This window comes from Nocardiopsis sp. EMB25 (assembly GCF_026797795.1).
In the GTDB taxonomy this organism is placed as follows: domain Bacteria; phylum Actinomycetota; class Actinomycetes; order Streptosporangiales; family Streptosporangiaceae; genus Nocardiopsis; species Nocardiopsis lucentensis.
In genome coordinates, this window is the sequence record NZ_JAMTDN010000001.1 from 269,317 (window position 1) to 296,150 (window position 26,834).

The window sequence follows — 26,834 nt, forward strand, 5'->3', positions numbered from 1 at the left end:
AGGGCCGCGCACCAGGCCCGTGTCAGACATGCGGCATGTCCACGCGGCGGCTGAGCGTCAGGTCCAACCCCACGGACGAGAACACGATCGGGATCGGATGCGAGACCTCCACGTAGTACCCGTCGCTTTCGTTGACGCCGCTGGTGACGGTCGCGCCGTCCAGCCATGTCGGCAGAGCCTCGCGCGCCGCCGTCTCCGCCCCGTCGAGCTGTTCGGTGCCGGCGACCCGTGCCCCGGCACGGGCCGCCGACTCCAACCGTTCGACCGCCACGAAGGCCAAGAACACCTCGATCGCCAGGACGCAGACCATGAGCAGGATCGGGAACATGGCGGCGAACTCCAGGAGCGGGCCGCCTCGGTCGGAGTCGCGGCGGGGTACCCGGCCCAGCAGCGCTCGTCGCGGGGACGGGGGCTTCACGGCGTCACCACCCTGGGCTCGACCTCGGTCACGACCCGGGACTCCGCGGTGATGTCCCAGGGACCGCCCACCCCCGGGAGGAAGACTGGCATGGCCATCGTGACCTGGGCGTACCGGGCACCGTCGCGTTCGACGACCGACACGCTCAGCACGTCCTCCCCGTCCCAGGGCGGCCGGATCCGCTTGCGTGTCTCCTCGTCGATGCGCTCGATGTCGTCCGGGGTCACCGCGGCCTGCCGTGCGGCCTCGGCCGCACCGTGTGAGGCGTACATGGAGGTGAGACCGAGCAGCAGGACCTGCCACACCAGCGCGAGGGCCAGCATGAGGAACGGCACCGCCGCGGCGAACTCCACGATGACGCCGCCCCGGTCGTCACGGCGCGGGCGCGTGCCCGGCCCAGGACGTGGGCCCGGGTTCGTGCGGCGTCGGACTCGGGGGGAGCGAGCGATCGGGTCGTCAGACACCGAACCCACCCGGTCCCCCCGCGCCGGGCGTCCCGGGCCCGGGCTGGTGGCCGTTGCCGGACAGCCCCGTGCGGCCTTCGGCCGAGGCGCGTACGGGCTCGGGCATCGTGGCGTTGAGGAACCCGGACACATCGCGGGTCGACGGCGAGCCGTCGCGGGGCACGGCCGGGGAGAGGGGCGGCGCGCCCATTCCACCGGGAGGAACCGGCGCCCCGGCCTGCCCGCCGCCAGCTCCGTGCTCGGGCGCGTGGAGCAGGTCCAGCTCCGCGGCCAGGCGCGCGAACGCCTTGCGCAGCGACTCATCGGTGACCTTGGTCGGGTCACCGTTGTTCTCACCGGGTTCCAGTGCGCGGTAGTTGGCCGGGACGGGTGTGCGCAGGACCTTCGTGCCCAGCAGCTGGCGCAGGAAGTCCGGCTGTACCTCGTTCCTGCGGCTGTGCCTGGTGACCAGGGAGAACACCGAGTCCTGGGTGCGGATCTGCAACCGCTCCCACATCGCCATCAACCGCTGTGCGCCCCGCATCGCCGGGACGTCCGGGGTGACGGTGACGGTGGCGGTGTCGGCCAGCTCCACGGCCATGGCGGTGGCCTCGTTCATGGTGGACCCGCAGTCCACGATCACCAGTTCGTACCGGGAGCGCAGCGCGGACAGGATCCGGCGGGTGGCGCGCGCGTCGACGTCCTCGCCGCGTTCCCCGTGCTCGGGGGCGAGCAGGATGTGCGGTCCGCGCGGGTCCACGTACAGGGTCTCCGACAGCATGCCCGGGCTGATGTCGTCCCCGGCGTCCACCAGGTCGCTGATGGACCGCCGGTGCCGCAGGTTGAGGAAGGCGGGCAGGTCTCCGGTCTGGAGGTCGAGGTCGACCAGGCAGACCACGCGCCCCGCGGCGGCGGCCGTCATCGCCAGGTGTACCGCGCACGTGGTGGTACCCACCCCGCCCTTGGCGCCGCTGACCGTGACGATGCGGCCGCGCACCCCCGAGGCGGGCAGGTCCAGGGAGGCCGACTCCAGGTGGCGGCGCAGCGTGCGTGACCACTCGGCGGCCTTGGACACGCGGGCCTCGAGTTCGGCGATGCCGGAGTCCTCCGAGAGCACGCCGCGGGCCCCCGCCTCCATGGCACCGGTGAACGTGTCGGGGTCCATCGTCGTGGACACCAGCAGGATCGCCAGTTGGGGGTGGCGGTGGGACAGGTCCCGTATGGCGTCGAACACCGGCGCCGGCCCCAGGTCCTGGTGGACGAGGACCACGTCGAGCTCAGGGAACTCCCCGGCCGCGTCGATCAGGGCGGACGTGGTCGGCCGGGTGGCCACCAGTTCCGCGGTGCCCAGTTCCTCGAAGCGCGCGGCCAGCACCATCTCCGCCTCGGAGTTGGGCATGCCCGCCAGGACTCGGAAACTCAACGTCTACTCCCCCCGCGGCGCGCGCCGCTGGTCGGTCGTGGTGTCGTCCTCCTGGGTGCCGACGATGTCGGCGAAGTCGCCACTGCAGAACTCGGCGTCGCCCGGTGATCCCCCGCCGTCGGGGCTGACCAGGGCCAGTCGCAGTTTGGTGGAGAAGTCCTCGGCGTAGGCGAGCTGAAGGGCGTCCTCGGGTTCCAGGCGGAAGGTCACCGGGACCACTCCGGCGACGCCGCCGGTCGCGTTCTCCTGGGTGCGCAGCTCACCGATGTCGAGGACCTCGACCTCGGTGATGACCCGTACCGCGCAGGCCTCTCCATGGTCGCGCGCCTGGAAGGTGCCGTAGATGTCCACGATCGAGCCCCGCCGGACCTTGCCCGCAACACCCGTCTCGGCGTCGACCATGATGGCGATCTCCCGCTCACCGGAGGTCAGAGTGGGCTGTGGCATGACCATGCCGCGCTGGAGGTAGACACCGTCCTCCATGAACGAGGCCGCGACCAGCTGCTGGTCCGAGGGCGTCTCTATCTCGGAGAGGTCGCTGATGAAGACCTCCGGGTCGAAGTACAGGCTGGGCACCTGGACACGTTCGACGGAATCCGGCCCGATGGGCTGGTAGGCGTCCACGTCCTCCGTCAGACGCAGCACGGTCGCGGTGTCGCCCAGCCGCTCCTGTTGGGAGCTGAGGTAGGTGAACACGGAGGCGAACACGGCGACGGCACCGATCGCCGCCACGATCATGAGCAGGACGCCTCGTCGCTGACGGGGGTTCATAGGGGGGCTTTCCGTTTCCTGTGTCGTCGTGGGTGGTCCGCGCGATCGGGGGAGAACGCTATCGGGAGTAGGTGCGCGGGGTGTCGGGTTGGGGCTCCCGGCCCTCGGGCCGGGGCTCCCCCGGGGGACGGCCCCCAGGAGGCGGGGGGTGGTGCGGGGTCGGTGCGGAGGTCCGTGCGGTGGCCGGGGGCGTCGCAGGCGCGGCGGGGGTGCGGGTGGCGGTGGCGGCGCAGAAGGGACAAAGCTCGGCCGCCATGGGTTCGCCGCACCAGGAGCAGGCGGCGGTGCGCAGGGAGCTGGCCGCGTAGGCGAGTGCCTGGGGGTGGGCGCTCAGCGCGACGAACTCGACGTACTTGCCCGTGCCCCAGTACGCGGGACCGAGCGGTTGGGCGGGCAGGGAGCGGGTGGCCACGGGCTGGATGGCCTGCGGCAGGTGCTCGTCGAAGACGCCGGTGATGCCGGGGTCGGGGGTGGAGCTCAGTAGTTGGACCGGGGGGACCGGGCGGAACGGAAGGCTGCCGGGGACGTCGGCGGGGCGCAGACGACCCACCCGGGGGGTGGGTGCGCAGTAGGCGAGGAAGGATACCGAAGGGGCGAAGGAGCCCACGTGTTGCCGTAAGGAGGTGGGGATGGTGGACAGACCGGAGACTGTGCGCAGCCAGGCGCCCGCCAGGATGTGCTTGGGGAGCTCGTCGCAGAGCGCGGCGACCATCCCCGGGGGGAGATAGGGGGCGAGGTAGGCGAGCTGGTCGGCGATCAGGGACAGCGCCAGGGGCGACAGGTCGACGGCGATTCCGGCGACGTGGTCGGTGCGCAGGGACGCGCGGGCGAAGTTGACCGCCCGTTCGGCGTCGGCGGACCGCCAGGCGGGGTGGAGGGCGATGACCTTGCGGCCGGCCGCGACCTCCTCACGGGCGAACGCGACGAACGCCGCGCTGCGCTCACCGACCCCCTGGCCCCGCAGGGGGAACCTGTGCGCCCGTGTCTCGCCCACGTGCCCCGTGCTCGGGATGTCCGCCAACAGGGCGATGGTCGTGGCCGATCGCGGTAGGGCATTGGACACTGGGCAAGCTCCATCGGTTCTGCGCATGTGGGTCCTCCGGGACGGGGAGCGGCGTCCCGCGCCGAAGGTGCCACTCGGTCGCATCGTAACGAATGTGTGGGTCGACGGGGGAGACCTCGTGTTCGTCTCCGTTGGGCACGGAGCACGGGAGGGCTCGGGTGGCGGAGGGTGGGTGTGGGTCGGGAGCTGGTCGCTGTGGGGCGCTCCGGTCCTGGCCGAGGTAGATCGTGCCCTGACGGCGGTAGGCGTGTGCTGACAGGTGACTCACACGCGGGGTGACCGCATGTGGTCATAGCGTAGACAAAGGGGTGCATGTCCGCTAGCGGTTCGCGGTGCGCACTCGTACGGGTGGTGTCGGGTTGAGGGGCGGACGCGGTGTCCTGGTGTCTTTCCCTTCGAGGATGCCGCACACCCGCGGCCGTCTCAACGGACTCCTCCCGGCCTGTGGACGAACCTCGATCCGCGGCGCAGGTGCTTGTCGCCGGAGTTATGCCTGAGGTTGGAGTTCGCCGAGGTGGTCGGCGAGAACGGCCGCGTGCGTGGGGGCCGCCTCGGCGTGGAGGCGGCGGCCCTCCTCGGTGGGCGTGACGCTCACCGCGCGGCGGTCGTTGGTGCACATCGCCCGTGTGACCAGGCCGCGCTTCTCCAGCCGCGCGACGGTACGGGAGAGCGCGCTCTGGCTCAGGTGGATGCCCGCGTGGAGTTCGTGGACGAACTGCTTGCCGTGGGGGGACTTGACGAGGAGATCGAGCGTCTCGAACTCGCTGACCCCCAGCTCGTGCTGCTGGCTGAGCGCCCGCTCAAGAGCGCACGAGACGTCGTGGTAGCGGGCCATCAACTGCCGCCACCGCTCGCACAGATCGCCGTCCGGTGTCAGGGGCATGGTCGGGATCCTAACACGCGGTGACATCTCATGCAAGGGAATTTAATGCTTAGACATTAGATGCGTACGCATGTAATGTCTCGTCACATGACCTCTCCACAGACCCACAGCGCCTCTCCGCGCACAGGGGACGCGGATCGGTGGTCGCCACGCCTGTGGGCGCTGCTGATCGTCCTGTCCCTCGCCCTCTTCCTCGACGGCCTCGACGTGTCGATGGTCGCCGTGGCGCTACCCTCCATCGGCGCTGAACTCGGACTGTCCACCGCCACCCTCCAGTGGGTGATCAGCGGCTACGTCCTCGGCTTCGGCGGGTTCCTCCTGCTCGGCGGTCGCACGGCCGACCTCCTGGGCCGCCGCAGGGTGTTCCTCATCGCCCTGGGCGTCTTCGCTCTCGCCTCGGTCATCGGCGGCCTGGTGGACAGCGGCGCCCTGCTCGTCGCCACTCGCTTCGTCAAGGGCATCGCGGCCGCTTTCACCGCTCCCACCGGCCTGTCGATCCTCACCACGACCTTCGCCGAGGGCCGCCAGCGCAACCGCGCCCTGTCCGTGTACACCGTCTTCGGCGCGAGCGGTTTCTCCTCCGGCCTGTTGTTCGGCGGACTGCTCATGTCCCTCGGCTGGCGCTGGACCTTCTTCTTCGCGGCCCCGTTCGCGCTGTTGGCCCTGGTCGCCGGCGCCTTCCTGATCCCCAGAGACCGGCCCGGCGCCAGGGGCGGCTACGACCTCGCCGGGGCGGCCACCCTCACCGCCACCATGCTGCTGCTCGTGTACACCGTGGTCACCGCCCCCGAGGCCGGATGGGGGCACCCGGTCACCCTGGGGTCGTTCGTCGTGGTCGCGGCGCTGCTGTCCCTGTTCGTCTGGGTTGAGCGCCGGGTCCGCTTCCCCCTGGTCCGCCTGGGCATCCTGCGCAGCGGCACCCTCGTGCGGGCCAACGTCGGGGCGGTGGCGCTGATGGGATCCTTCATCAGCTTCCAGTTCCTGCTCACGCTCTTCCTCCAGCAGGCCCTGGAACAGAGCCCGTTGCAGATGGCGCTGTCGCTGCTGCCCGCCGGCCTGCTCGTCGCCTTCAGCGCGCCGTTCGCCGATCGGCTCATCGACCGCTTCGGCACCCCCGTGCTCATCGCGGGCGGGCTGATCGCCCTGTCCGCCGGGTACCTGCTGTTCCTGCGGGTGGAGGCCGAGTTCTCCTACCTGCCGATGCTCCTGCCGACCGCGCTGCTGCTCGGTGTCGGATTCGCGCTCGCCTTCCCCGCGATCAACGTGCAGGCCACCTCCGGTGTGGCCGACGACGAACAGGGACTGGCCGCCGGGCTCGTGCAGACCTCCGCGCAGGTGGGCGGCGCTCTCGTCCTCGCCATCACCACCGCCGTCATCGCGGTGGACCACGCGACCGGGGAGGGCGCCGGGGGAGGGGCCGCCGGGATGCTCGAGCAGTTCCAGCCCGGCCTTATCTTCGTCACCTCCGTGGCTCTGGTCGGGGTGCTGATCGCCCTGTCCCCGCTGCTCGCGCGGCGGTCCCGGCCGCGGGACCCCTCGTCGCCGGCGAAGGCGGAGGACCAAGCGGAGCGCCAGCCGGCGGGGGTGTGACGGGACGCCCCGCACGGCGGCTGGTATCGGGGGTCGGGTCGGCGCCGGCCGGGAACTAATCCGACAGGATACGCGTCATATCGTGAGAAGCCACGTTGCCCCGAGGAGGCGAGCGATGCGTAAGGAGAACCGCGCCGCGGCCGGCGCAGCCGCTTGGCAGGTCATCCAGAACACCGACGGCCGCATCTCCGTGTGGCAGCGGATGGGCGCCGTCCCGAGGATGGTCGGAGCCAGACTGAGCGGCCGGTACCCGGAGTTGAGCGGAGTCAAGCTGGCGGGGATGCTCGCCCTGTTCCTCTACATCATCTCCCCGATCGACTTCATCCCCGAACTCATCGTCCCGATCCTGGGCGTCGCCGACGACGTCGGCGTCGCGGTGTGGCTGACCACGATGCTGCTCGGCGAGAGTGAGCGCTTCGTGCGTTGGGAGCGCGACGACCAGGCCCAGCAGGCCTTCCAGCACGCCAACCCGCGGGCGGCCTCGAGCCACTGAACCGGTCGGAACCGAACGTGCCCGGGTGGGGCCCTCCCCCCGGGCACGTTCGTTTTGCGGGGCGATGGCGCGGTGCGTCATCGCTGCTCACGGGTGTGTACGGGATGAAATCCCCACAAGGCACCACAGATCGGACGTCCGTGCAGCCATCCCCCAGTGCCGCCAAGTCCCACCAACCGAACCTGTCGGCGCCGGAAGGATCCGAAGGCGCTCGGCGGTTTCCGTGTCCGGCGGCGCGCGGCGATCGAGGAGCGGGCGCGCCCGCTGAGCGGGGCCGACCCGGAGCCGCCGCTGGAGATCGGCCCGGACGACCCGGCTGCCCCGGCCTCCGACGTGTTCTCCTGGGGTCTGGTGGTGCTCGCCGCGGCCACGGGCGCGGAACTTCTCGACGAGGACCAGGAGGTCCTCCCCTTCGGTCTCGACGAGGGCGACGACCCTGACACGGCGATCCGACGCTTCCAGGAACGTTTCCTCCGGGCCCTGGACGACGGCGCGGTGAACCTGGACGCGGTGCCCGAGGACCTGCGCGGTTCCGTCGCCGCGGCGCTGAGCCCGCGCGAGTCCGACCGGCCCACCGCCGAGCGTCTGCTGACCGTTCTGAGCGGTAGCGCCACCCACCCGGAGTTGGATCCGCACGAGGCGGTCCGGGCGGCGATGGACGAACACCGGCCCGAGACGCCCAGCACTCTGGAGACCAGACCGGGGTACCGCACACCCAGGCAGCGGACCACGCGTCTCCCGCTCCTCCCGGCCGCCATCGCCATCGGCATCGCCGCCCGCCACCCGCGAGACCGGACAGGGGAGGACTCCGGGAACGCCGGAACCGTCGCGGTCCTCTCCGCTCAGTCCAGCGCCCACCCCCACACACCGGACAGCCACCGCAGCGCGACCACCACCGTCCAGTAGAGGGCGAGGAGTGTCAGCGCTCCGGTCACCAGGTACACCGTGACCGCGATGGCCAGCCGTGCGGGCCGGTGCGCGAGCCCCCTGCGCGTCATCGGACACCTCCCTCGGCCGGGGCCCCGGCCGGGTCGAGCAGCGAGGTGAAGACCTCGGACTCCTCCTCCAGCGTCCACCGCAGCAGCTCACCCAGACTGGCGTCGGCCCGCCCGCTCGTGTCGGTGACCGACGAGGTCAGGAACACCCGTACCGTCCCGAAGTGCGCGTTGGCCGACCGCAGCAGGTTGGCCAGTCCCAGCGCGTCGCGGGCCCACACGTCGACCCCCTCCTCCCCGGGCGCGACGGACGCCGTCCCGACCAGGTCGCCCCGGGTGACCACCACCGCCAGGCGTGCGGAGCGCGTGCGGCGCCGCACCATCCGGTACTGGCGTTCGATCTCCTCCAGCACCTGCTCGTAGGCCAGCTCAGGATCCCGGGTGTGCGAGCGATCCCCGGCCAGCCGGTCCCGCTCGTCCGCCGACAGCGACCGCCACACCGACTCGATCGCCAACGGGTCCACCGCCAGCACGAACGTCGACGCCTTGCCGAGGTAGGTGAGCCCCTCGGCGGTGTCCGACCGGTTGAACCGCTCACCCGCCGCGTCGAACAGCTGCACCATCAGGGTTCGCCGGTCCACGCCCACACGCACCGTCATCCCCCGAACCTCCCGGCCCGGAGGGGTGGGGCTGGTCCGCACCGCGGGAGAGAGGACCGTCGCACTGTCACGGAGTCGGTGCCGCGCCTCCTCGCCCACCGATTCCACGTATGCGTCCGGCGTCTCCTCGGTGGCCTGGGACAGGGTGAGGTTCAGCCCGTGCATGAGCCGGGTCTTGCCCGCGCCCGTTCCGCCGAACAGTGGGAGCACGAACTCCCGTGCCTCCCCCGGCCGGTGCTCCAGGGCACGGTCGCAGTGTGGGCAGGTCGCGTTCAGGTCGGCCGAGCCCAACAAGAGCAGTGTGGGCATCCGGGTCCCGCACAGGCACGTCCGCCGCACCACCCCGCGACGGCCGGGGCGGATCCGGGCGTGTCTGCGGCCGCAGTGCACGCACTGGTAGGCCGGGTAACCCAGACGGTGGTAGCAGTGCGGGCACACCATCCGGACGCCGCGCACCAGCAGCAGACCGGTGTCGACCACCCGGAGCACCCCGACCGCCACCCACGTCAGGGCCACGTGTGCCGCGACCACGACGGCGTGCGGCAGCAGGTGCGGTACGAGCAGGAGCGACCACGCGGCCGCGGTCCCCCACAGGTTCCCGACGATCTCCCGCAGGTCGTACCAGGCGGGTCCGCCGTGGTAGGCGAGGTGGGCGGGGTCCTGCCCGGGCCCCGGCTCGGGCTCCTCCGGCTCGGCCGTGAACATGACGCGGAAGACCTCGGTGAAGTACAGCCAGACCACGACGACCAGTCCGACGACCAGCGCGCAGGCGCCCATGACGATGATCGCGCTGACCAGCGCCGCGACGATGATCCGCCAGAAGTACGCGACGACCGCGATGACGATGACGGCCGCGATCAGGCCACCGCAGCCCGTCGCGATCTCGCCGTCACCGTCGTCCCGGCGGGACCGGAACCACCGTGTCGGCACGCGCGACCGCCAGGACGGGGAAGGGGAGGGGGATGTGGGGGAGGGGCGGTTCATGGCCGTCGACCGCCTCCCCGCAGGCCGAGTCTGCCCAGGAGCCCCCCGGAGCGTCCGCTCCGCTGTTCTCGCTGGCCACGGTGCCAGACGTCGAAGTCCTCCGCGGCGGATTCGCTGAGCCGCTGGCGGATCGCGGCGGTGTGGCGGCGCCCCCATGAGCCCACGGTCGGGGACAGGACCCGATTCATGAGGTCCTCGGCCCGGTCGGGACGGTACTGACGGAGCCGCTCGCTTCGCGCGACGGCGAACACGAACGCGGCCCGGTCCGCGTCTGGGCTCCGGCCCTTCAGACTCGGGAACACCCTGGAGAGGAACCCCTCGAACACCGCGTCCGGGCAGTCGCGCAGGGCCGTCGCCAGAGCGGTCGACCGTCGCCACCGCGCCAGCGTGTCCGCCACCGCGCGGTGCGCCATCTCCCGCACCACCGGGTGGGCTCCCCCGGCGCCCCCGTACACGGCGGTCAGCTCCGCCGCCGCACGGACCTCCGGGACCCCGCGCAGTGCGTCGAGGGCGGCTCGCGAAGAGGACCACTCGGTGATCACGCGTTCCGCGACCGGCGGCAGTCCGTCGCGCAGCCAGTGGCCGTCCAGCGCCCCGACCAGCTCCCGCCACGCCCCGGCCTGATCGGCGTCGGGGACGGCGACCAGCGCCTCGGTCACCCACTCGTCCACGTCCGAGCCGACCTCGGCCGGGGACCGCACGGCCCGCAGCGTGAGCAGCGCCTCCTTCGGGCCGTGGCCGGTACCCCAGACGCGGGTCAGGAGTTCGGCGTCCAGGTCGGAGGAGGCGATCCCCGGGGCTCCCGCGGCACGCCCCTCCCGCCTCAACTCCACCACGTCGGCCAGCAGCCGCGCGGGGTCCGCTCCACGGTCGGCGCCCAGCCGCCGCAGTTCCCGCAGCAGGGTGCTCGCCGCGTCGCGGTCGTGCGCGAACAACGCGCCCACCGGACCGGAAGCCAGTTCGGCCACCCGCGCGCGGGGCAGGGCCGCCAACCGCGCCGCCGCCCCGCGACGCAGGTCGTCGTAGCTCTCCACCAGGGACCGCACCGCAGTCTCGGGCTCGCCGCCCGGCGTGGTCTCGGCGATCCGGGGAGCGATCACCCGGCCCCCGTACCCCTCCAGTCCCGCGGCCGAAGGCGACAGGCCGCCTGACCGCGCCCACCGCAGCAGTTCCAGAGCACGGTCGGGCGAGACCTCACCCCGGACGCCGTCCAGGAGTGCGTCGACGTGGTCGCCCGCCGCCGAACGCACCGACTCCGAGCGCATCGGCGCCATCGGCGGGGCGGACCGGCCGGCGGCGATGCCGTCCAACGAGCGGCGGAGCATCACGCGTTCGAGGCGGTCGGTGACCTCCTCCGCGCCCACCCGGTGCGCCACGTGCTGGAGGTCCGCCAGCGCGGTACCGTCCAGCCGCTCGCCCCCGGCGTCCAACACCCGCGTGACCAGCGCGGCGGCGACCTCCGGCGGCAACCAGCCGACCGCCCGTGACAGCCACGCGCGCACCGCGGGCAGATCGACCTCGGGGGACCCGTCGCCGTCCAGGACCGCGGCCGCCGCGACCACCGGACGCCACTGCGCCAGGGAGGCCTCCCGCCCCGACGAGTGGACCTCGGCCGCCCGCCACAGCCCGAGCGCCTTCCTGGGGCCCAGATCCGCCAGCCGGTCGGCCAACGCCGCAGTCTCCGGGGCGGGCTCGGGTAGGTCGTCGGGCGGGTCGGCGGAGGGGTCGCACACGGTGAACCGCCCGCGCAGCGACGCGGTGTCCGAGTCCATTGGCACCCCTATGACGTGCACGAACGTGTCGTGCGGATCAGCGGCGTAGGTCGCGAACGACAGATCGCGCGCCCGTGCGGGGGGCAGCAGGTGGGTCAGGGCGGCCACCCAGTGCGCGACCGACGCGCTGTCGGCGACCAGGACCAGGGGAGGACCGCCGTCGATCGCCGCGTCGGCGGCGGCGAGCAGTCGCGCCACCAGGGCCGACGGCCAACGCCGGGCCCAGGCGTCGGAGCGTTCGCGGTCGAGCGGGCCCGGGGGGAGGTCCAGGACGGGCAGGTCCGGGTCGGTGACGGGCGTCGCGGTCCAGAAGCCGGCCCCCCACAGCTCGGCGGGCAGCGGGTCATCGTCCACCGCGGCCGTGGCCACCAGGCTGTGCGCGAAGTAGTTGCCGGGACGTCCGGAGGGGTCGGCGCCGCTGGAGACCACCCGGCTCAGGACGGCCCTCCCACCCACGTCCGGTGCGTAGCAGAGGTTGACCGGATGCTCGTCCACCCGGTCGGGGGAGGCCGACCGGGGCGGCTCGTAGACGGTGAAGCGCTCCACCTCCCGCAGGACGTGGGCGTCCACACCCGGGGTGGCGGCGTTGAACTGGTATCCCGCGTAGCCCGCCAGGCCGTGTTCACACGAGGTGTAGTACAGCTGGGCGACACCCATCGCGCGTCCCCTTCCCTTCCGTCGGCTGCCCCTCAGGCACGGTCACGCGAGGGGATCACCCCGAACTCGCTGAGCATCCACAGAAACGGATCGGCCACCCGGTAGGGGCGTACCCCGCCCCGCACGCGGTTCTCACCGTCCGGGCTCCCGCCCAGTGCCGAGATCCCGAAGTAGCGGGCGTTGCGGTAGTGGTTGCGCACGTGCCCGTCGACGCCGCCGCCGTCCCACAGGTGGAGCAGTTGCTGGATCTGGGCGTGCACGTCCTGGCTGTCGGACTCGTCGAAGAACGGTCCCGCGGGTTCGGGTCGGTGCAACGGGGACCCGTCGTCCACCTGGTCGCGCAGGGCGTCGATCTTGGTCAGGCACACCGCGATCGGCACCCGGATCAGCCTGTTGGGCGAGCCCTGCCTGCGTAGGAGCAGGTCGGTGACGCGTTCGAGCATGTGCACCGGCCGGTGTTCCGTGCCGCTCCCGGTGGGCATGCGGGTCCCGGACGCGGCCAGCCGCCGGGCGCCCTCCATCTGGAGCGGGTCGAGCAGGAGGATGATCCCGTCGGCGCTGTTGAGGTAGCGCAGGTTGGTCTCCACGCTCTCCTCGGTGTTGAGGTCCTCGCCCGCGGTGTCGAAGAACGACAGGTGGGTGTGCTGGGGGCGGGTGCCCGCCAGCCCCCTCCTCCGGGTGGTGAACCGGAACACCAGGGGTTCGCGGGTGACACCGGTGCGGCGGGTAGCGCCGAGCAGCCGGGCGTCGTCGTAGAGCGGAGTCTCGTAGTCGGAGCGGAACCGGTGCCGGGTGTGGTCGTCGGAACCGCCGACCGCCGCGTCGAAGCGGGCGCCGACCCGGTTCATCAGCTCGTGGATCAGAACGGTCATGAACACGGTCTTGCCCGTGTCACGCGCGCCGACCAGGGCGATCAGGCGGCCCCGGATCCGACCGAAGTTCACCGGGAGCTGGGTGTGGCAGGTGGGGCACACCTGTTTGCCGGTGGCCGCCGAGCACGTGGGGCACACCGCCCGCGCCCGGCGCCCGTCGGACTCGAACACCGGCGGCAGCCGCTCGCGCCGCCCCAGGTGCGTCCGGATCGCGGCGTCCTCCGCCTCCTCGCAACGCGTGCCCCCCGGGCCGGGCCGCCCGGTGCAGCGGAACCGGATCTCCCGCTCACCAAAGCCGGAGTAGCAGTACGGGCAGACCAGTCGGCGCCCCTCGAACGAGATCACAGGCGGAGCTCCTTCACTGAGGGTTGACGCAGACGCACGCTCCGGACGTCGGCGCCGAGGGGGAAACACATCAGCCAGGCGGGCCCGGACGTCTTGGGCGGTCGAACCCGCACCGAGACGGACTCGCCGGCCGCCAACCGGCCGGACGGCAGGGTGGCCAGAACGCTTCCCTGCTCCGCCGAGTGCGGCTGGACGGGACCCGGCGCGTGGACCACGGCGATCTCCGGCATGTCACACGCGTGCTCGGCGGTCACACTGACCACACGGTCCCGGCCCAACAGACCGGCCGACGCCACGTGGTAGTCGAGCACCGCCCGGCCCGGGACGGCGACGGTCACCGGGGCGCTCACGGACTCCCCCGTGCCCGAGGGGACCACGATGCGCACCGACACCCGGACCGCGCCCGGCCCCACCCGGGCCTCGAACCCGCCCTCGGAGGCGTACTGGCGGCGGCTCAGCCGCAGCTCTCCCGCGGTCTCCGCGCGGCCCCGCGCGTCGTCGTCCACCCGCGGCGTGTCGGGTCGCCACGTCACCACCGCCGTGGTGGCCTCGCCCGGCCACGTCCAACCCACCCGGACGGACGTGTCGAACCGCTCGGCCCGCAGGTCCCGGACCGGGGGAGCGGCCGTGATCCGCACGTGCTCACCCACCGCCGTGTGGTCGCCGACCACCGTCACGGGCAGGACGTGGTGCGCTCCCGCCCCCAGGACCACCGGCAGGCGCGCGCGGCCGTCGGACCCGGTCTCCGGTTCGGCGAGGACCTCGTGCCCGAACCCCGCCAGCTGGTCGGCGCCGACCTCCTGGCCCGGGGGCCACGCGGGTCGCCGGGGGCCCACCCGCAGCACCACCCGGCCCCGGGGCGGCGGTGTCCACGACGCGACGAAGCCCGTCCCCTCCCCGGGGGCCACCTCCAGGTCGCCCACCGGGACGGGCCGCGGCCCGGGACACGCCCGGCGGACCAGCCCGGTCGACCCCCGCGCCTGCCCGTTCGACGTCAGGTAGACCGCGCGCACCCGGTAGTAGTACTCCACGTCGGCGCGGACCGATCCGTCGCGGAACCCGTCGCCTTCCGTCTCCACGAGGACTCCGTCACCCAGTCCCCGCGGCGGCGCCCCCTCCGCCCTGAGCACTTCCACGCGCACCGCCTCGGCGGGCGGCCGCCACGAGGCCGTCACCACCCGCTCACCCGCGTGCACCCGCAGGTTCGCGACCTCGGGCGTGATCATCACCGCCGGAGTCGACACGGCTGTCGAGACGCCGCGTCCCCCGCGTACGGCGACCACCGTGTACCGGGCCTCGCTGCCCACCGGGATGCCGTCGTCGGTCAGCCCGGTGCCCGACACCTCGCCGACCACGACCTCGCGGGCACTCCCGCCACGGCCCGTCCGCCGGGCGACCCGGTACGTGACCGACCCCGCCAGACTCGGGCTGGGCTGCCATGACACCACCACGTGGTGGCCGTCCACGCGGGCGGCGGCCCCGCGCGGCGGCAGCGGCTCCACCTCGCCCAGCCGCGCGGCGAGCACGTCGTCGTCGGCCGCGATATCCACGGCGGCGGCCAGGGCGCGTGCGGCCTCCTCCCGTTCGTCCGAGCGCAGGTGGCGCTCCGCCTCGGCGGTGAGTTCCTCGACCCTGTCCGCGCGCTCGCGCAGCCGGGCGTGGAACTCGTGGTCCCCGGGCAGGTCCACGGCGGCGGCCTGGGCCTGGCGCAACTGGTGGTCGGCGAGCAGCGCACGCACGTCCTGCTCGGCGTGGGCCGCGGGATCGGCTCCGGTGTCGCTGCGGCGGACGGCGGCGGCCAGCAGCAGGGCCTCGTGTTCGTCCAACCCCCGGCGCACCCAGTGCCTGACCATGCCGGTCTCGGTGAGCGCGGCGGGGCGGTCGCGCAGGTCGCTGACGACCTCCCACAGCACGAGGGCGTCACGCACGGAGGAATCACCGCCCGCGCGCAGGATGCTGAGCACGTTCTCAGCCGCCGACTTGCCGTCGGTCAGAGCTTCCACCTGCACGCGGCGGGCGGCGGCGGTCAACGCGGCGTCGCTGAGGGTGCTCTCCCCACCGGGGTCCCGGCCGTCGTCACCCTTGAGGCGGAATCCGTCCAGGACGGTGAACCCCCGTGCGAGGCGCTCCTCGCCGAACACCACCATCGGGGAGAAGGCCACGCCCCGGGTGCGCAGGTTGTCGCGCAGGGTGCGAAAGGTGCGGATGGGCGGTGCGGCGGGTAGCTCGGGCAGGTGGTCGACCACCCGCACACCCCGGTCGGTCAGGGTCCGTTCGGCCTCCGTTTCGGTGATGCCCACGGATCCGGTCATCGACCTGAGGGTGTCGCGGTCCAGGACCGCGGTGGTCAGGCTCCCGGCGATGTCGGCCCACTCCCGCCGGGCGCGCTCCACGGCCTCACGGCGGACCCGCTGGAAGTGGGCGTGGGTGAGGGCGCCCTCACGGTCCAGCCGGCCGTGCGCGGCCACGAGGTCGACCAGGACCCTGCGCAGGGCCCGGCGCTTGCCCTGGAGGCCCCGCCAGTAGGCGCACATCCCGGTGACGTGGTCGGTGAACTCCTCGGGGGAGGCGCGCAGCCTCTGTTCGAGGCGGGCGTCGATGCCGTAGCGCGTGAACAGGTCGTCGGGGACGCCGTTCACGCGCGCGGCGGCCAGGACCTCTTCCTCGTACCGTCTGCGGGCCTGTCCGTCCCAGGGCATCGCCTACCGCCGCTCCTCTCGTCTCGCCTTCGCCCTCGCGTCTTCCCCGGTCCCCCGCCCGGATGTCACCCCGAGGTGCGGATCATCGCGACGGCGCTCTTGGCCTGCTCCACGCTCTCCTCGGTCATTCCGCCGATCTGGATGTCGAAGTCGACCTCGCCCCCGTTGGCGGGGTCCCAGGCGCGCACGCGCAGCAGACCGGTCTCGGTGAGGTGGAACTCGACCTGGAACGGAGTGCCGGCGGGGCCCTTCGGCAGGCCGGACAACAGGGCGTCACCGATGTGGGCGTTGTGCTCCAACGCTTCGGAGGCGACGGAACCGGCTTGCTCCCAGACGTCGATCTCCACCGACTCCTGGTGGTCCGACACGGTCGCGAAACCGTCCTGGGCCGTGGTCGGCAGGGGTTCGTTGGCCTGGATGAGGTGGCTGACGAACCGGCGTGCGGAGCCGGGGTCGCGGGCGAAGACGGGGTCGTCGGTGTCGACGACCTTCACACCGAACGCGCGCGGGGAGACGCTGGTGATCGACTTGTCCGCCAGCTGCTCGACCTGAGCGGTGGGGATGTTGAGCGCGGCGGCCACCTCTCCGGCCCGGCGCGCACGGTCGCCGCCGTCGGCGGCCGTCCCCATGACGTTCTTCACCTGGCGGACCAGAGCGAACAGGGCCGCGCCCTTGGCCACGGCGAGGTCGGGCTCGTGTATGTGGGCGTCGAACCCGAACCGGTCGCGCAGAGTCCGGGCGACGGCTGGCATGCGAGTCATACCGCCCACGAGCAGGACGTCGTCGAAGTGGGTGACTCCGCGTTCGCGGGCGGCCCCGATCGTGCGCTCGGTGATGGCCAGGGTGCGTTCGAGCAGGTCGGAGGTGAGCTCCTCGAAGTCGTCGCGGGTGAGTTCCACCCGGACGGCGGATCCCTCGAACCGCAGGTTGTGTCGGGCGTTCTCGCGGGTGCTCAGAGACTTCTTGATCTGCTCGGCGGCCGTGGCCAGGTCCTGGAGGAACTGCTCGTCGCCGCCGGGGTCGGGGTCGGGGTGCTCGGCGACGAAGCGCTCCAGTAGGAAGTCGGTGAGCTTCTCGTCCCAGTCCGCTCCGCCGAGGCGGTGGTCGCCGTCGGTGCACACCACGCGGACGTCGTTGTCCTCGACCCGGATGACGGTGGTGTCGAAGGTGCCGCCGCCGAGGTCGTAGACGAGCAGATGCCGGACCCCGGCGTCGGTGTCCAGGCTCTGGTAGTGCAGGGCGGCGGCGACTGGTTCGGGGACGATGTCCAGGACGTTGAGGCCGGCGATCTCCCCGGCCCTGCGGGTGGCCTCCTTCTCCGTGATACCGAAGTAGGCGGGGACGGTGATGACGACGTCCTCGACGGTTCCGCGGTCGTGCTCCCCGGCGGCGCGCGCCAGTTCGCGCAGGATCAGCGCGGAGATGGTCTCCGGGGTGTGCGTGTGGCCGTGGAACTCGTAACCGGCCGACTCGCCCATCTGCCGCTTGACCAGGGAGACGACCTGTTCGGGGAAAAGGATCGCGGTGTTCTTGGCCTCCTCGCCGACGACCACGTTGTCCGCCGACTCGAAGTAGACCACCGAGGGCGTGGTGTCGTTGCCCATGGCGTTCCTGGCGATGGCGGCGCGCCCGGTGTCGTCCACCGAGGCGACACAGGAGTAGGTGGTGCCAAGGTCGATTCCGTAGGTGGTCATGGGCCCTTCCTGGTCAGGGGTGGTCAGGGGTGGGTTCGGCGTGCCGGAAGAAGTGCGCCTGGACCTTGCGGCGGACTCGCCCGGTGGCGGCGTCGCGGAAGCCGTGGGAGACGACGCGCGCGACAGTGTGGGCGCGCTCGGGGTCGGGGTCGTCGACGGTGGACAGGGGGCGGTGCAGGTCGGACTGGAAGGGGTCGCCGGCCTCGGCCTCGACGAGTTCCACTCCGACCCGTTCCAGGGCCAGGAGGGCGTCGTCGGCCAGGCTCGCCAGGAGGTCGGCCAGGCGGCCCTCGTCGCGCTCGCGCAGGCCGCAGGACTCACGGTCGAGTTGCTCGTACAGGTGGATGAGGTCGGTGATCACCGGGTCGAGGACAGCGCGTCGCTCACCCGACTTGAGCTCCTGGTTCTCGGCGTGCAGCCGGTCGATGACCGACTCGCGGTGGCGGGCGCGCTCGTCCAGTCCGGCCAGACGTTCGTCGAGGGCCGTGAGTCGCGCGAAGAGCCGGTCCCAGCCGGGTACGGGAACCGTGGCGGAGGCGTCGGGGCCGGGGGCGACCGGGTCGGAGGTGTCCGTCGGGTGCGGCGGACGGGCGTCCGGGGCGTCGTCGGGTGATTCCATCGATGCTGCCTTTCACCACGGTGTGCGAGGGCGCGCGTGACGGCGCCGGTATCCGGGGGAGCCGGGCGGACCATCGGGGCGGAAGGGGGCCGGAGAAGACCGGGACGTGCACGAGCATACTCCCGGAGGCGGGGTTTCACGCGGTGAATACGCGCGCGCGGTAGGGGTGGCAGGGGACGCACGTCTCGACCTGGGATGATCCCCCTCGCGAGGGCGCCGGTTCATTGGCCGTAACCGGCCAGAAGTGCGACCGAAATCGGAGAAAGGCGGTGCCGTGGGAAGGCGCGAGGACACCGTCCGCTGAAGGGCTTTCCTGTTTCCCTGGAGCCCGGCGTTGGAAAACGGTCCCTTCGTCTTTGTTCGCGGGGTGTTTCGGGCACGGCGCCGGAGGGGGGACCCGCGGTCATCGGGACGGTGTCGGGCACGTGCGGGTCACCCGCGGAGGGAGGTGTCCCCGGTTCACCCGATCGTGCTCGCACTCTGTTCCGGGGGCCGGAACGGAGCGGAGAGGCCGAACACGCGAAGGTCCGGCCATCCACTTGTCCACAGGCCGGTTTGATCGCGGAGGTGAAGGCTGCCACCTTAGTGGTGGGCGGGGTCTCGCACTCCGCCCCCACCCCCTGACGCGTGCCCGGAGGGTTCGGGCGATGAGAGGAAAAAGAATCCACGTGTCCCCGACCTCATGGCCCAGGAGACTGATCAGCCCGAGCGGACTCGCCTTTGTCCTCCTCTGTTTCTCCATGCCGTTCTTCACGGTTTCCTGCAGTGGGGTGATGGGCGACCTCGCCATCAGCTACAGCGGTTACGACCTGGCCTTCAACGGCCTGCCGAGCATCGACGGATCCCTGGCCGGGGAGTTCTCCGAAGCCGACCGCGAGGACCTGCGGTCGGGGGTCCGGGTACTCGCGCTGCTCCCGCTGCTCCTGGTCGTCGCGGGCGCCGTCACCAGCGCCGTGCTGCCGAGACCGTTCCTGCGCTCGGTGGCGGCCACGGCGGCCTCGGGTCTGGCGCTCGTGCTCGTCATCGTCAACCAGGCGGTGACCCACGCGGGCGCCCGTGAGGAGGTGTCGTCCGGAGCCGAGGTGGACGTGTCGATGGCCACGATCCAGACCACCACCGGTGTGGGGTTCTGGTTCACCTTCCTGGTGCTCCTCACGGTGGCGGTGTTCGGCGTCGTTGAGATCGTCCTGGACCGCGGAAGGACTTCGGGGCCGCCGGTCGGCGCTCCTCGGGGAACCGGAGCACCCCCGGGGGCCACGGGCCAGCCGTACACCGCCCCTCCCCGGTGGGGTCCGTCCGGGGGCGGCACCGTGCCGGGACCGGTTCCCGGCGGGCACGCTCCTCCGGGTTTCCCGCAGGCCTCGGGGCGGCAGCGGCCCCCGACGGGACCGGGTCGGCCGCCAACCGGACCTGGGCAGGTGCCGGACGCCCGATGACACCACAGGGCTACACGGCCGCGGAGACACGCCGATCCCGAACATCCCGCCCGCCGGGGGGCGTGCGGGGGCACACGGGACGGATTCCGGGTGCGGGACGGGGCGTCCAGGGCACCGCTGTATCGCTCCACACCCGGGCCGGAGCGCCGTTCCCGCCCCGACCGGTCAGGGACTCGGGCAGACTGTCGGGGGCGGCACCGCGCTGATCCCCCGGTCGCGAGCCCGATTCCCGACGCCGTACCGCGAGAGGAGACGTTCCACGTGTCCCCCGTCCTCCGTCCGCGTGTCCTGGTCGCCGCCGCGGTCGCGCTCGCCGTCCTTTGCGTCGTCGCCTACCTCCTGCCGTCTCCGTGGACCCTGTTGTGGATACCGGCCGTCCTCCTCGTGGTGGGCGCCGTCCTGGTCCGTCCCGGCCTCGCCGCCTCCGGGGCGGCTGTCTCCGGCCCCGATTCCTCGGAAGCCTCCGTGCCCGGGGGAGGGGTACCCACCGCACGAGGGTCCGCCGACGTCGAAGCTCCGGGCACGCGGGTGCGCACGGTCGCGCTGCCCAGCGCGGTCGAGGACCACCGGTTCGACTTCTCCGCCGTCGTCCACTGGCGCTGGGACGGCCACGTGGACCTGCGCCTGCGTCACCCCGCCGGTCCGGCCGTACACGCCGTGGTGACCCGGGCGGCCGAGCTCGCACGGGAGGTCGCCCCCGTCGACCACGGCCTGGCCGAATGCGAGCTGGGGGCGCTCCTGGCCGTCGAGCGGGCGGTCACCGGCGCCGGGATCGTCGTGTGGGCCGAGGAGGTGCGGCTACGTCTCCCGGACGAGGACGTCGAACGGCTGTGCCGGATGGCCGCCCTCCGTAAGGACCGCGCGCTGCGGGAGGCGATCCGCGCGGCCGAGGAGGACCTGTCCGAGCTCCCGCCCCCGCTGCGCGCGCCGTCGGTCGACCTCGTGGGAGCCGACGAGCCCGACTACGCCGCCGACTACGAGGAACTCGCCCCCTTCGACGGGCCCGACCTGCCCCCGCCGCCCGGACCGGGCAGTGACGTCGACGGCGAGGGTTACGAGAGCTACTGGTGGCCCGCCGACGACGCTCCCAGTCCCCACCCCGTGGAGGAGGACGTCCAGGTGGCCATCCTCCGCGGCCTCATCGACTCCGCCGAGGACGCGGACGAGCGCGCGGCCTTCGCGCGTGATCAGGTGCGCGTCCTCGAGCGCGGCGGCTTCACCGAGGTCGCGAGCCGCCTCCGCGGGATCTTCCCCGAAACCGCCGACACCCTCCGGGCCACCGAGGACAGCGAGGCCGACGGCGGCCCCTGAGCCACCACGACCCACGCCACGGCGGCCCGTACGAGCGGGTGGACGGCGATCCGCCCGCTCCCGGGGCCGGGGACAGGCGTTCGCGTCAGTCCAACACCGCGTCGAGGCGCTCCCCCAGATCCGCGCTGAGCATCCGGGAGTAGGTGCCCGTCATGTGGTGGGAGTCCCGGTAGACCACCACGTTCCCCACCACCGCCGGACACGTGCCCGCCACGCAGAACCGGTCGCTGAGGTCGATGAGGTCGGCGTGGCCGTCGATCATCCGGACGGCTCTCTCCTGGGGGTCGTCGAGTTCCAGGGCCTCCTCCTCGGACCGGTCGCACCGGGACAGGTCGTCGGTGTTGGCGGTGAGACACTCCAGGACGTCCTCACGCGTGCGAGGCGTGTCCCGGATCATGACCACGTCCACCCCGGCCGCGCCCACCCGGTCCCACAGCCGGCTCATGCCCTCGGCCATCATGTTCTGGGCGTCCCCCGAAGACACGGCGTCGGCGGGGTCCGCCATCACCGACGAGCTCGTGATCGCCATGTCGGGACGCAGGTCGATGAGTTCGTCGACCACGGCGCGGTTCCACGTCCGGCACTCCTCGTAGGGCCGTGCCTCCCCCCGCGTGGTCAGTGTGTCCGTGAACGCGCACGCGGACTTCGTGAACACCACCAGCCGCCAGCCGCGCTCCAGCGCCAGTTCCTCCAGCGCCGGGATCCACTGCGCGCCGTGTGAGTCGCCCACGACCGCGACCGTCCGGTCGGCGTCCTCGACACCGTAGACGCACGAGGTGTCCGGAGTCGTGTCGTCCTGGGAGGCCTGACAGCCGTCGTCGTAGACCGCGGGCAGGTCCTCGGCGGCGTCCAGCGGGGTCGGGTACATGAGCTCACCGGACGAGGGCACCGGCCGGTCGATCGCGGCCGGCCCCGTGTGCACGGCGGGATCGAATACCACCGATCCGGAACGCTCCACCCGCACCAGACCCGCGGCGGCCACGGCGCTCACCACGAGCACCCCCGCGAGGGCGACGACGAGTGCCCGGCGCCCGTCGGGCACCAGGCCGCGGTCGCGCACGGGATCCTCCACCCACGCTTTCGTGCCCCATGCCAGGAGGAGGGACAGCGCGGCCACGAGCACGACGTCGAGCACCCCCAACCGCTCGCGCCCCGTCACCGCGAGGGTGAGGATGATGAGCGGCCAGTGCCACAGGTACAGCGAGTAGGACACGTCCCCGACGAAGCGGGCCGGGGCCGTGCTCAGCAACGCCGACGCGGCCGGACGACCGGGGGAGTCCTCGGCCGCGATCACCGCGACGGCGCCGAGGACGGGAAGGGCCGCCGCCCATCCGGGGAAGGCCGTGCCCGCGTCGTAGAACACGGCGGACGCGGCGATGGCGGCCAGCCCGAGCCATCCCAAGGGAAGCTTGAGCCAGGAGGGCGGACCGCCCCGCGCCAGCCCCACGGCGAGCAGCCCTCCGGCGGCCAGTTCCCAGGCCCGTGTCGTGGGGAGGAAGTACGCCGCGGCCGTCCCCTCCACGGCCAGCAGGACCGAGGCGGCCAGGGACGCCGTGAACAGGGCGCCGAGGACCACGACCAAGAACCCCGTACCGGCGCGCGGACGCCGCCGGGCCAGGGCCCACACGGCGAACAGCAGTGGCCAGACCACGTAGAACTGCTCCTCGACCGACAGCGACCAGAAGTGCTGCACCGGGCTGGGAGGTGCCTCGGCGGACAGGTAGTCCACCGCCTGGTCGGCCAGGTAGAGGTTCTCGACGTAGGCGGCGGAGGCCACCAGCTGCCACGCGGTGTCGGCGAGCCGGGGCAGCGGGAGGAGGACGAGTGAGGCGGCCCCCGTGGCGACGAGCACGACCGTCGCGGCGGGCAGCAGCCGTCGGACCCGTCGCACGTAGAAGCGGCCGAGCGCGACACGGCCCTTTCCGGTGGCCTCGCGGTACAGCAGCGAGGTGATGAGGAAACCGGAGATCACGAAGAACACGTCGACGCCGACGTAGCCGCCCGGGAGCAGACGGGGGTCCAGGTGATAGACGAGGACCAGCAGCACGGCCAGGGCGCGCAACCCCTGCACCTCGGGGCGGAACCGGCGGCCGCCCGGCGCGGCCGCGGGCGGTGTGTGTCCGGCCCCGTCACTCGGCCGGGGGGTGGTTCGTGGCGTCGGACGCCACACGAGGTTCGGGCGCATTCCGTTATGTTGCCGTTGCCTTCACTGTGGACAAAGCCGACACGGTGGGCGTTGGCGCAACCTCAGTCCGGAGTTCACCCAATGGACTTCCGGGGTCCGTGTTCCCTTCCCCGTTCACGGTTTCGGGAGCTGTCGGGACCGGCCGGGCCCTCTCCGCCCGAGGCGTGCCCCCGACGTCCCTCCGACCGCTCCCGGCCCGGGGCGGGGTTCGTGCCCTGGGGGTAGTTCAGGCCGTTCTCGGTGACGCTCAGCTGGTTCCGGATCTCCTGGAGCAGCGAGTCTGGTACCACCCCCAGATGGACGCCCTCCTCCGCCAGGTCCGCCGCCTCCCTGAGCGTCCGCCACGCCTCCAACAGGTCGCGGTCGGTCAGGGTCGCGGCCAGCAGCTTCATCGCCCGCAGTTGTCCGGAACGGTGGCGCAGCCCCCCGTACCCCTCGACCGCGACCCGTGCCAGCTCCTCGGCCTCGGTCAACCGACCGGCCTGCTGGAGCGCCTCCGCCGCCTGCCGGTGCGCGCGGGCATGCCACCACTTGTCGCCCAACTCGTGGAAGCCCGCGGCGGCCCGCAACATCTCCTCCTTGCCGACCCCGCGGTCCTGGGCCATCCGGGTCTCCCCCAGCACCAGGCACGTGCGCCATCGTCCCCAGGCGTCACCGAGCTGGGCGAAGGCCCGCTCCGCCGCCAGCAACCGGGAGATCTGCTCCGAAGCCTGCCAGGCGTCCCGTACCCGCGGGCGTCGACGGAACAGCCCGGACGGGGGCGGCGGTTCGGCGAACCGTTCGGCGTAGGCCTCGTCACCGTCGACGAACAGCTCGGTGACCCGGGCCCGCTGCCGGCTCGGCCATCGCGGGTCGCGCGCGGTCAGCCGTCGCCGTTCACGTCCGCGGTCGGGGCTCAGCAGCAGTTCGCACGCCCCGGCCTCCCGGTTGAGTTCGTTGGTGGACAGACGGCCCAGGGAACGCAGGTAGCGGGCGTGGTACCAGTCGCCGTGGGGCAGGTGGGCGATCCGCTCCCGTTCGTCCTCCAGCACGAACCAGGCGTTGAGCGCGAACCCGCGTAGCCGCAGCACCTCGCCCTTTTGCAACTGGACCCGGGCCCACTGCTCGGGGACGTCCTGGGAGCCCACGAGCAGTTCCTGCGCCAGGACCAGGAAGTCGTAGGCGCGCTCCAGGTGCCCCTGGAAGCGGTCGACCTCGGCCAGGTTGCACAGCGCCCGGACCTGCCACCAGCGGTCGTCGTGTTCGGCGAAGACCTTGACGGCCTCCTCGATCTCGGCTCGGCCGTCGTCCAGGTCGCCGCTCCGGTACAGGTTCACCCCGACCGAGCGCCGCGCACGTGCCGGCCAGCGTGGGTCGACCCCCGCGAGCTGCTCCAGGACGTACAGCGCGGTCAGGGCGCGTTCGTGTCCGGCGTCGTGGTCGCCGTGGCCGCTGGCCACCTCGGCGCGGTCGAGCTGGGAGACACCATAGGCGAACGGGTCGCCCATCTCCAGGGCGAGCGCGGCGGCCTCCCAGGTGGCCTCCCGCATGGCCTCCCAACGAGTGTGGCCGGTCCGGCAGAGGACGGCGAAGGCGCGGCGCAGCCGCCACCCGTACCCGACGGCTCGTGCGTGCCGCCGCCGTCTGGCCTGGGAGGCCCGGGAGCCGGGGCCGCCCCCGGGCCGCGTCCACTGGAAGCAGGCCTCGAAGCCCCGGTACTCGGAGTCCAGCCAGGCCATGGGGTCGGTCGACGCGGGCAGACCCGACTGCCGCGGCTCCCAGGGATCGTCCCCGGGGGCGTCGTGTCCGGGCAGGGCGCCGCCGAAACTCCACTCGTGCGGGGCGGCGCGCCGCGCCGCCTCCGCCGCCACCCGGTCGAAGGCGAGCAGCAGCCGCTCCACGGCGCGTTCGAGCTCCTCCCGAGACCAGTCCGCCAGTTCCCCGTCGGGGACACCGAGTACGTGCGGACCCGTCAGGAGCAGGGTGTCCCGGACGTGGTCGTGCAGCTGGAACCGGTCGAAGCCGCCCGACTCGTACAGGTAGGTGACCAGGTGGCGGTGGCTCATCTCCAGGAGGAGCGGTTTGGCCTCGTCCTCCGAGACCCCGAGCAGGGCGGCGGCCGACCACGCGGTGAAGGTGGTCAGGCCAGCACCCGCCAGCCGGTTGAGCAGTAGCCGTTCGCGGGGCTCACAGCGTCGCAGGCTGGAGGCGAGTGAGGAGGCGATGGCCTTCGGGCCGGGCAGTGTCTGCCAGAGGACGGGGTCCTTCATGTGGCGGAGTTGGTCGGCGGCGCTGGGACCGCGTTCCTGGATGATCTGCGTGGCCGACAGGCAGATGGCCATCGGGAACCCGTGGCAGGCGGCGGCGAGGTCGGGCAGGGCGGCGCGGTCGGCCTCCGAGAGGGGGCGGGTGGAGCCGTCCACCAGTCTGATCAGTAGTTCCAGACCCTCGTCGGGGGAGAGCGGATCCAGGCGGCGGCGGAGCATGGTGTGCGGCGCGTCGGGGAAACCGTTGCGACTGGTGATCAGGACGGCGCAGCCGCGCCCGAGCGGCAGCAGCGGTTCGACCTGGGCGTGGTCCTCGGCGTTGTCGAGGACGATGAGCAACCTGCGCTCCTCGGTCTCCGTTCGCCACAGTCCGCTGAGCTCGTCCAGGTCGGCGTCCTCGGGGAAACGGACACCGATCTCGGTGAGCATCTGAGCGAGGACGTCCTCGGGCCGCCGAGGCCCGCGGCGGACGGGGGCGCCCGTCTCGATGTCGTGGGGAACCTCGTCACCGGAGCGTCGGCGCGGCCAGCCGCGGCTGAGGAGACCCCGCCTGGCCGGACGGGGTGTGGTGGGTCCCTCGGGGTCGGTGCCGCCGTAGAGCTCGAACTCCAACTTGCCGTCCGGGAAGCGGTTGGAGACCTCGTCGACGATCTGGGCGACCAGTTGGCTCTTCCCGGTGCCGCTCTCACCGGTGATGACCACGGCCAACGGGCCGCGGTGCGGACGCCGCGGGCGGCGGAGCAGACGCCGGGCGCCCGCGGGGCGGAAGCGGTCGAAGGCCTGTCGCAGCTCGTCCATGAGGTCGGAGTGACCGGTGAAGTACTCGACGGGAGGGGGCAGCCGCCTGCGCAGAGCGGGCTCCTCCGCTGGGCCCGGTGTGCTGGGGGTCCGTTCGAGCATCGCCTGGGCGGTGGCCGCCACGCCCCCGCCCAGGACGGCGAGCGCCGCCGCGATCAGGCCGTCACCGCCCGGTATGAGGTCCGGGAGCTCCTGGAGCACGCTTCCCAGACCCAGGAGTAGAGCCAACCCCGTGGCCACGCCGACACCGAACGGTCGCCGACCGCGCGGGCGCCGGCGGGTGACCTTCGAACGCGAACCGCTGTCCACACCCACTCCACTCTCGTCGGAGGCACTCCCGCTGTCCCGGTTCCGCGCCACCCACCCTCTGGAGGGAGGGAGCGGGCCCGCCGGTGGGAGTGTGCCGGCGGGCCCGCCGGGGGAGTGGACGGCGCTGTCCGGGCGCGGTGGTCTTCCCCGAGGGGCGGACGGGGAGCTCGCGGGTCCGGTCACGGATGGTGATCGGGCAGGCAGGACGCTAACAGCGCCCGGACGGGCA

At 72.6% G+C, this 26,834-nt stretch carries 20 protein-coding genes; 5 read left to right on the plus strand and 15 right to left on the minus strand.

The annotated features are described in order from the left end of the window. Nucleotides 1–22: 22 nt before the first annotated feature. From KIK06_RS01190 to KIK06_RS01215, 6 genes are all read right to left on the minus strand, one after another. On the minus strand, nucleotides 23–418 hold the full coding sequence (locus tag KIK06_RS01190; RefSeq protein WP_017599689.1) for a TadE/TadG family type IV pilus assembly protein: 396 nt from the start codon (nucleotides 416–418) through the stop codon (nucleotides 23–25). Next, a complete protein-coding gene (locus KIK06_RS01195) occupies nucleotides 415–771 on the minus strand; it encodes a pilus assembly protein (protein WP_268641549.1) in 357 nt (118 codons plus the stop codon). The genes KIK06_RS01190 and KIK06_RS01195 overlap by 4 nt, the downstream gene beginning before the upstream one ends. 103 nt (nucleotides 772–874) lie before the next feature. Beyond that, on the minus strand, nucleotides 875–2,284 hold the full coding sequence (locus KIK06_RS01200; protein WP_026127796.1) for an AAA family ATPase: 1,410 nt from the start codon (nucleotides 2,282–2,284) through the stop codon (nucleotides 875–877). 3 nt (nucleotides 2,285–2,287) lie between these two features. Beyond that, a complete protein-coding gene (cpaB, locus tag KIK06_RS01205; RefSeq protein WP_268641550.1) occupies nucleotides 2,288–3,055 on the minus strand; it encodes a Flp pilus assembly protein CpaB in 768 nt (255 codons plus the stop codon). A 58-nt stretch (nucleotides 3,056–3,113) separates the two neighbouring features. Continuing rightward, complete coding sequence (locus KIK06_RS01210) at nucleotides 3,114–4,118, minus strand: hypothetical protein (protein WP_268641551.1); 1,005 nt, start codon at nucleotides 4,116–4,118, stop codon at nucleotides 3,114–3,116. A gap of 487 nt (nucleotides 4,119–4,605) precedes the next feature. Beyond that, on the minus strand, nucleotides 4,606–5,001 hold the full coding sequence (locus KIK06_RS01215) for a MarR family winged helix-turn-helix transcriptional regulator (RefSeq protein ID WP_268641552.1): 396 nt from the start codon (nucleotides 4,999–5,001) through the stop codon (nucleotides 4,606–4,608). Nucleotides 5,002–5,088: 87 nt separating this feature from the next. Between KIK06_RS01215 and KIK06_RS01220 the strand changes: the two genes are divergently transcribed. The 3 genes from KIK06_RS01220 to KIK06_RS01230 all read left to right on the plus strand — a co-directional run bounded on the left by KIK06_RS01220 (nucleotide 5,089) and on the right by KIK06_RS01230 (nucleotide 7,990). Then, nucleotides 5,089–6,591, plus strand: coding sequence for an MFS transporter (locus KIK06_RS01220; protein ID WP_268641553.1), 1,503 nt, complete (start codon nucleotides 5,089–5,091; stop codon nucleotides 6,589–6,591). A 115-nt stretch (nucleotides 6,592–6,706) separates the two neighbouring features. Continuing rightward, a complete protein-coding gene (locus tag KIK06_RS01225) occupies nucleotides 6,707–7,084 on the plus strand; it encodes a YkvA family protein (RefSeq protein ID WP_017599682.1) in 378 nt (125 codons plus the stop codon). A gap of 156 nt (nucleotides 7,085–7,240) precedes the next feature. Beyond that, nucleotides 7,241–7,990, plus strand: a complete 750-nt coding sequence (locus tag KIK06_RS01230) for a hypothetical protein (RefSeq protein ID WP_017599681.1) — start codon at nucleotides 7,241–7,243, stop codon at nucleotides 7,988–7,990. On the opposite strand, the gene KIK06_RS01235 is transcribed toward KIK06_RS01230, so the two are convergent. From KIK06_RS01235 to grpE, 7 genes are all read right to left on the minus strand, one after another. Further along, nucleotides 7,927–8,082 carry a hypothetical protein gene (locus KIK06_RS01235; protein ID WP_161630100.1) on the minus strand — a complete coding sequence of 52 codons (156 nt, stop codon included), beginning with the start codon at nucleotides 8,080–8,082 and terminating at the stop codon, nucleotides 7,927–7,929. The genes KIK06_RS01230 and KIK06_RS01235 overlap by 64 nt on opposite strands. Further along, entirely contained in the window at nucleotides 8,079–9,608 is a 1,530-nt protein-coding gene (locus KIK06_RS01240) for a TRAFAC clade GTPase domain-containing protein (RefSeq protein ID WP_268641555.1), read from the minus strand. The genes KIK06_RS01235 and KIK06_RS01240 overlap by 4 nt, the downstream gene beginning before the upstream one ends. A gap of 50 nt (nucleotides 9,609–9,658) precedes the next feature. Then, nucleotides 9,659–12,091, minus strand: a complete 2,433-nt coding sequence (locus KIK06_RS01245; protein ID WP_268641556.1) for a GTPase-associated protein 1-related protein — start codon at nucleotides 12,089–12,091, stop codon at nucleotides 9,659–9,661. Nucleotides 12,092–12,123: 32 nt separating this feature from the next. Continuing rightward, entirely contained in the window at nucleotides 12,124–13,308 is a 1,185-nt protein-coding gene (locus KIK06_RS01250) for a TRAFAC clade GTPase domain-containing protein (RefSeq protein WP_268641557.1), read from the minus strand. Then, nucleotides 13,305–16,007, minus strand: coding sequence for a hypothetical protein (locus KIK06_RS01255; RefSeq protein ID WP_268641558.1), 2,703 nt, complete (start codon nucleotides 16,005–16,007; stop codon nucleotides 13,305–13,307). The genes KIK06_RS01250 and KIK06_RS01255 overlap by 4 nt, the downstream gene beginning before the upstream one ends. A gap of 65 nt (nucleotides 16,008–16,072) precedes the next feature. After that, a complete protein-coding gene (locus KIK06_RS01260) occupies nucleotides 16,073–17,701 on the minus strand; it encodes an Hsp70 family protein (RefSeq protein WP_268641559.1) in 1,629 nt (542 codons plus the stop codon). A 13-nt stretch (nucleotides 17,702–17,714) separates the two neighbouring features. Further along, nucleotides 17,715–18,320, minus strand: coding sequence for a nucleotide exchange factor GrpE (gene grpE / locus KIK06_RS01265; RefSeq protein ID WP_268641560.1), 606 nt, complete (start codon nucleotides 18,318–18,320; stop codon nucleotides 17,715–17,717). A gap of 773 nt (nucleotides 18,321–19,093) precedes the next feature. Between grpE and KIK06_RS01270 the strand changes: the two genes are divergently transcribed. After that, nucleotides 19,094–19,756 (plus strand): hypothetical protein, encoded by a 663-nt coding sequence (locus tag KIK06_RS01270; RefSeq protein ID WP_268641561.1) that lies wholly within the window; start codon nucleotides 19,094–19,096, stop codon nucleotides 19,754–19,756. A gap of 261 nt (nucleotides 19,757–20,017) precedes the next feature. Beyond that, nucleotides 20,018–21,067: a hypothetical protein gene (locus KIK06_RS01275; RefSeq protein WP_268641563.1), complete on the plus strand. Its 1,050-nt coding sequence runs from the start codon at nucleotides 20,018–20,020 to the stop codon at nucleotides 21,065–21,067. Between the two features lie 85 nt (nucleotides 21,068–21,152). Here KIK06_RS01275 and KIK06_RS01280 read toward each other — a convergent pair whose 3' ends face one another. After that, nucleotides 21,153–23,252: an acyltransferase family protein gene (locus tag KIK06_RS01280; RefSeq protein WP_268641564.1), complete on the minus strand. Its 2,100-nt coding sequence runs from the start codon at nucleotides 23,250–23,252 to the stop codon at nucleotides 21,153–21,155. 74 nt (nucleotides 23,253–23,326) lie between these two features. After that, nucleotides 23,327–26,605 (minus strand): tetratricopeptide repeat protein, encoded by a 3,279-nt coding sequence (locus KIK06_RS01285; protein ID WP_268641565.1) that lies wholly within the window; start codon nucleotides 26,603–26,605, stop codon nucleotides 23,327–23,329. Nucleotides 26,606–26,834: the final 229 nt, after the last annotated feature.

Bases quoted from the DNA above. Each gene is read 5' to 3' on its own strand.
- KIK06_RS01225 (WP_017599682.1), top strand. From the start codon at position 6,707: ATGCGTAAGGAGAACCGCGCCGCGGCCGGCGCAGCCGCTTGGCAGGTC.
- KIK06_RS01215 (WP_268641552.1), bottom strand. From the start codon at position 5,001: ATGCCCCTGACACCGGACGGCGATCTGTGCGAGCGGTGGCGGCAGTTG.
- KIK06_RS01245 (WP_268641556.1), bottom strand. From the start codon at position 12,091: ATGGGTGTCGCCCAGCTGTACTACACCTCGTGTGAACACGGCCTGGCG.
- KIK06_RS01220 (WP_268641553.1), top strand. From the start codon at position 5,089: ATGACCTCTCCACAGACCCACAGCGCCTCTCCGCGCACAGGGGACGCG.
- KIK06_RS01235 (WP_161630100.1), bottom strand. From the start codon at position 8,082: ATGACGCGCAGGGGGCTCGCGCACCGGCCCGCACGGCTGGCCATCGCG.
- KIK06_RS01280 (WP_268641564.1), bottom strand. From the start codon at position 23,252: ATGCGCCCGAACCTCGTGTGGCGTCCGACGCCACGAACCACCCCCCGG.
- KIK06_RS01255 (WP_268641558.1), bottom strand. From the start codon at position 16,007: ATGCCCTGGGACGGACAGGCCCGCAGACGGTACGAGGAAGAGGTCCTG.
- KIK06_RS01260 (WP_268641559.1), bottom strand. From the start codon at position 17,701: ATGACCACCTACGGAATCGACCTTGGCACCACCTACTCCTGTGTCGCC.
- KIK06_RS01270 (WP_268641561.1), top strand. From the start codon at position 19,094: ATGGGCGACCTCGCCATCAGCTACAGCGGTTACGACCTGGCCTTCAAC.
- grpE (WP_268641560.1), bottom strand. From the start codon at position 18,320: ATGGAATCACCCGACGACGCCCCGGACGCCCGTCCGCCGCACCCGACG.
- cpaB (WP_268641550.1), bottom strand. From the start codon at position 3,055: ATGAACCCCCGTCAGCGACGAGGCGTCCTGCTCATGATCGTGGCGGCG.